Source organism: Cohnella xylanilytica, assembly GCF_014212175.1.
GTDB classification, from domain to species: Bacteria; Bacillota; Bacilli; order Paenibacillales; family Paenibacillaceae; genus Cohnella; species Cohnella xylanilytica.
On record NZ_JACJVR010000152.1, the window covers coordinates 1 to 5,787 of the forward strand.

A 5,787-nucleotide genomic window follows, 5' to 3' on the forward strand; every position below is an offset into this window, starting at 1 on the left:
ATCGTGCCTGCGACGGCCGGCGAATCGGCGGGCGGCGCGGCCGGCGGCGGCTCCGGCGGGTCCGGGGGCGGCTCCGGAGGAGGGCAGACGAACGCAGGCAATCTCGTCAACCTGGTCGACAAGGATGCCACCGACCGCACGAAGTCGCTGTTCGTCTATCTGAACGAGAGCCGCGGCAAGTCCATTCTGTTCGGTCAACAGCACGCCACGACCGAAGGCCTCTCGTTCACGGAGAGCGACGGGACCCATTCCGACTCGCTCGACAGCGTGGGCGACTATCCCGGCTTGTTCGGATGGGACACGCTCAGCCTCGAAGGCTTCGAGAAACCGGGCGTGAGAGGCGATTTCGCGAAGAGCCGCGACAACCTGATCGACGTCATGAAGAAGGCGTACAAGAGCGGCGGCGTCCTGACGCTCAGCGCCCACATGCCGAACTTCGTGACCGGCAACGACTTTTACGATACGAAGGGCAACGTCGTCTCCCACATCCTTCCGGGAGGGGACAAGCACGAGGCGTTCAACGCGTTCCTCGACAACATCGCGGACTTCGCGAACAACCTGAAGGACGATGCGGGCAAGCCGATCCCCGTTATCTTCCGCCCGTTCCACGAGCAGAACGGAAGCTGGTTCTGGTGGGGCGCGGCGTTCACGACGACGGACGAATACAAGGAGATTTACCGGTACACGGTCGAATACCTGCGCGACAAGAAGGGCGTCCGCAACTTCCTGTACGCCTACTCGCCGGGCGGCGGCTTCGGGGAATCCGAAGAGACGTACCTGAAGACGTATCCGGGCGACGATTACGTCGATATCCTCGGCTTCGACAGCTACTATAACGGAGAAGGCGACAGCTGGTTCGAGAGCGTCAAGACGGAAGCGAAGACGGTGTCGAAGATCGCCGACCGGAAGAAGAAGGTCGCGGCTCTTACCGAGTTCGGCTACCAGAAGATGAAGGTATCGGGCAACGCGACGAAGGACTTCTTCACCCGCCTGGCGGGCGCGCTGAAGTCCGATCCGGATTCGAAGAAGATGGCGTACATGCTGACCTGGGCGAACTTCAACGGCGTGAAGGATTCGGCTTACGTTCCTTACCATACGGGCGACCCCGAACGCGAGCACGAGATGCTTCCGGACTTCCAGAAGTTCTACGAAGACTCGTATTCGACGTTCAGCCGCGACGTGAAGGGCGCCTACGACAAGAAGGTTCGCTCCTCTTCCGAGCAAGGCTTCATGCACGTCGTCTCCCCGACCGATCAAGGGACGATCAAGGACGCGACGACGAAGATCCGGGTGCGCGTGCTGAACGAGAACGACAACGCGATCCGGGTCGCGTACAAGATCGGCGAGTCCGGGGCCGAGCAGCCGCTCGTCAAGGACCCGGCGACGGGCTATTACACGGCGGATTGGTCGCCGGAAGCCGAGCTGAACGGCAAGACGGCGGAGCTGACCGTGACCGTCTACCGCGGAAGCGGCAACCGGGTGCTGTACCGCCAGACGAACACCGTGTTCGTGAAGGTGAGCGAAGTCCAGATCGGCGCTTACACGTTCGACGACGGGATCGACGGCGTTCAATATAACGGAGAATATTCCGGCTCGCTGGGCTCCACGAACAACGGCGGCATCTCCCGCAGCGACTTCAACGGCGGCTCCCTGCGAATCGACGCGACCAAGCTCAACGGCGCGGACACGTGGCAGGAGTTCAAGCTGGAGCTGAAGAACGCGAAGGAGAAGGCGGGAAGCGACAAGCTGACCGGCGTGAAGCGGGTGAAAATGGACGTGTGGGTTCCGGCGTCGCTCGGAGCCGCCGATAACGCCAGCATTCGCGGAGTCGCGCAGCTGCCTCCGGATTGGGAGACGAAGTACGGTATGGACACGACGTACGCTTCGCTCGCCAGCCTGCCGAAGGTGACGGTCGGAGGAATCGAATACGTCAAGTTCTCGCCGACGTTCGATCTGACGGACGACGCCGCCCGCGAGGCGGCCGACGATATCGCCCTGTCGGTCGTAGGCGGCGGATGGGCGACCGCGGAGGGGGAGACGGTCCCGATCTACGCGGACAATATCCGCTTGTTCAACACGTATTCCGAAGCGACCTCCGACCCCGCGTTCGTCGACGACTTCGAGAGCTACCTCGGCAGCGACGAAGCGCTGGCCGCGAAGTTCGTCCATGCCGGCGGGGATCCGGCGACGGCCGCCCTGGACGGAACCCATAAGCACGTCGGCGGCTACGGGCTGAAGTATGCGTATACGCTCGGGAACAACGGCTACGCCGGCATCACGAAGGCGCTGAACGGAGTCGACTGGTCCGGCTACAACGCCCTGCAGTTCTGGTACGAGCCGGACGGCCAAGGCCAGAAGCTCGTCATGCAGGTCAACGTCGGAGGCAAGACGTACGAGTATTACCCGGACACGGCGACGAAGGAAGCGGCGTTCGTCACGGCGCCGTTCAACGAGTTCGTGCCGGCCAACGGCGCGACCGGCACGCTGACGAAGACGAACCTGAAGAACGTGCAGGCGTTCTCGATCTACACGAACGCGAGACCTGACGGCAACAAGCTGACCTCGTCGATGTACTTCGACGACATCCGCGCCGTGAACGATCCGGACGCCGGCACGGTGCCCGGCGGCAGCGAAGGCGGAGGCCTCCCCGTCGGAACGCTGTTCGACTTCGAGAAGGGAATCGCGGGCTGGACGCTGAACGACAACACGCTCGGAGCGACGAATCTCGCGAACTCCGACGACGGCGGAACCAAGACGCTGAGCGCGGACTTCCCGTCCGCACCGGCGTCGGAAGACAAGCATTTCGAGCTGGCCTATATGGCTCCGCAGGATCTGAGCAACGGCTCCGCGCTGACGCTGAAGGCTCGCGTCTCCGAGGGAACCGCCCAAGCGACGCTGTTCGTGAAGCACGGCAACTGGACGTGGGTCGCCGCCGATCCTATCGAGCTGACGACGGACTACAAGACGATCTCCCTCGATCTGAACGCCGGCTCGATCGACAAGACGAACGTCGTCGCGGTCGGCCTGCAGATCTCGTCGCCGACCGGCGAAGGCACGAAGACCGTCTACGTGGACGACGTGACGCTGGCGGGCACAGGCGGAGGCTCGGGAGGCACGGGCGGCGGCGAAGCGCCGGGCACGCTGTTCTCTTTTGACGACTCCGTTCAGAATTGGAGCTTCACGGCCAACGAGCTGGGCGCGTCGAATCTGTCCAATCCGAAGGATGCGGACAACGGCGTGCTCGCGGTCGACTTCCCAGCCGAGGACAACGGCAAGAGCTTCGAGCTGGCGTTCCAGGGCGACCGCAATCTGAGCCAAGGCAAGCTGCTTAAGCTCAGGGCGAGGGTGACGTCCGGAACGGCCAAGGCGAAGCTGTTCATCAAGACGGGGGCCGGCTGGACCTGGGCGGATTCCGGCGAGACGGCGCTGACGTCCGACTATCAATGGATCTCGCTGGATCTGGACGACGCGGCCAAGGGCATCGACAAGTCGCTCGTCAAGGCGATCGGCGTTCAAGTCTATTCCCCCGGCGGCGAAGGGACGAGAAGCCTGTACGTGGACGACGTTACGCTGGAGTAACCGGCGGATCCCTTCTCCTTTCATATCGTTACGCCTTTAAGGCCCCTTGCGGCCGCAGGTACCGGATTGTCGGTCCCTGCGTCCCGCAGGGGTCTTTTCTATGCTGCCTATCGACCCATCCGGGACCGGGAAGAAGGTTGGGGGAGGACGCGGACGCAAGAGGCAGGAACGAACTCCCGAACAAGGTACGTTCAGACTAGGAATGGCAATTAACAGGGCCTTTAGTGCTATCGATAGCGATACTTATTTATTGTACTATGATAAAAAAACCAGATAGGACAAAGGCTGGTAAGTAGATGGCGTATAATAGGCAGCTGCAGCAGTTACAGGATACATATGCCACGGCTTATCGTATGGCGATCGCTATCGTGGATCATACCGGACGGATGACGACGGAGCCTTCCGGGTCGGACGGCTTGCTGGCTCGCGTCCTGTCCTCGACCGACGGCTTCGACCTGCGAGCCGAACTGAAGAGACATACCTCCTATCTGCAGGGAATTCAAGCGGTTACGATATACGATTACAACACGATCTACGGGTTGAAATTCCTCGTCGCCCCCCTGCGGGTCCGCGAGGGCTATTCGTGCTTCGTCTGGGCGGGCGCCTGGATGGACGAGCAGTCCCGGAAGGCCGCGGCCGACGCGTTCGACATCCGCAAGCGGGGCGATTCCGAGACGCTGCGGCATCTGCGGGAGCTGCCCGACATCGGAGAGCTGCACCGGATGGACCTGATGACGAAGCTCGGCCAGATGGCCGAGATCGCCGCCGTGCTTCTGCGCAACGACACCGAGAACCGAGGGGCGCCGGCCCCCGCCCTTCGCCGCCTGAGGGAGGTCGTCGATTGGTCGGCGACCCCGGGGTTCGCCGACCGGGAAGCCGACGCCGCCGGGCTGCTGCTGCGCATTCTGGAGCTGGACGTGGCCGGCTTCGCGCGAAAGGTAGAGAACGAGCGGTTCCAGGTCGCGTTCGCCGCGGGCGACGACCGGAGCGAAGCGCTGCTCGGGGCCGCGTTTCATACCGGGGAAGGCTGCCTCGGCCACGTCGCCCTCATTCGGCGGAGAATGGTGTGGAGCTCTTCCTCGGAAGACCCGCGATTCTCCTTCTTCTCCCAGAGAGGTCTAGACCTGCGAACGGTCGTCGGGTACCCGCTGACGGCGGGGGGAGAGATGATCGGCATTCTGTTCGGAGGCACGTTCTCGTTCCGGGAGCCGCCTGCGGAGAGCGTCGAGCTGATCGAGCTCATGATGAGCCTGTGGGGGAGCGGCCGACAGGCGGCGGCTCTTCAGGAGAAGCATCAGCAGCACCGCCTTCTGCTTCGGACCTTGAACGAGATCGCCTACTCCATCGGGTTCATGCACGACGCCAATCAAGTGCTGTCCGTCTTGGTCGACGCCGCCCACAGCCTGGTCGGGGGCTCCTTCGCCTGCATCCTGCTTCTGCCGGAACCGGACCGCCGGACGGAAGCCCGCCTCGTCTCCCGGGAGATGGGCCCGGAGCAGATCCATCAATACGCGAGGGAAGCGGCGGAGCGCTATCGCCCCCGCAAGGACGCGCCCCAGACGAACGCCCGCCAGCCGATCGGCCGGCTGGCGGAGTGGGGAGAATCGATCGTGGAGCTGCCTCTCGTCCACGGGCGGCAGATCGTCGGGGTTCTGGCGCTGGGAATCGCCGAGGAGAGGCTGAAGGAAGCGGAGCGGCTGCTCGTCATGGCGCTCGCCATGATCGGCGAGATGCGGCTGTTCGAGCTTCGCAACGCGGACGGCCTGGCACGGCGCAGCCATCTGGAGCTGCTGGGCCAAGCGGTGGCCAAGTGGAATCCGGCCGCCTACCGGGAAGCGGCGAAGACCGCGAAGCTGGCCGCCGACTTCGCGCACAAGCTGGGATTCGAACCGGCATCCATCGAACGGATCGGCCAAGCCGGCCTCGTCAGCGCCTACGAATCCTCCTATCTGTGGGAGACCGTGCCGTGGAACGCGGACGTCATCCGGGTGCTCCAGGAATCGGAAGAGATTCTGAAGCGCCTCGTCCCCGTCCAGGCGGACGAACGGGCGCCTCCCGACTACTCGCGGGAAGCCCAAGTGCTGGCGCTCGCCCGATGGCAGTCGAGGCGGGAGCAGAGTCCGCACGCCCTCCCCGCCTATTCGTCTCCGGCTCCGGCCCTTATCGAAGAGACGCTGGTCGAAGCGTTCGAAGGCTACATGCGGGAGA

General features: G+C 63.6%; 2 protein-coding genes. Both read left to right on the forward strand.

The genetic code is table 11. The features are described from left to right. Nucleotides 1–3,579 (forward strand): glycosyl hydrolase (locus H7B90_RS31705; RefSeq protein ID WP_185139910.1); only part of this gene is annotated, 3,579 nt, incomplete at its 5' end. 296 nt (nt 3,580–3,875) lie between these two features. Further along, nucleotides 3,876–5,787 (forward strand): GAF domain-containing protein (locus H7B90_RS31710; protein WP_185139911.1); only part of this gene is annotated, 1,912 nt, incomplete at its 3' end.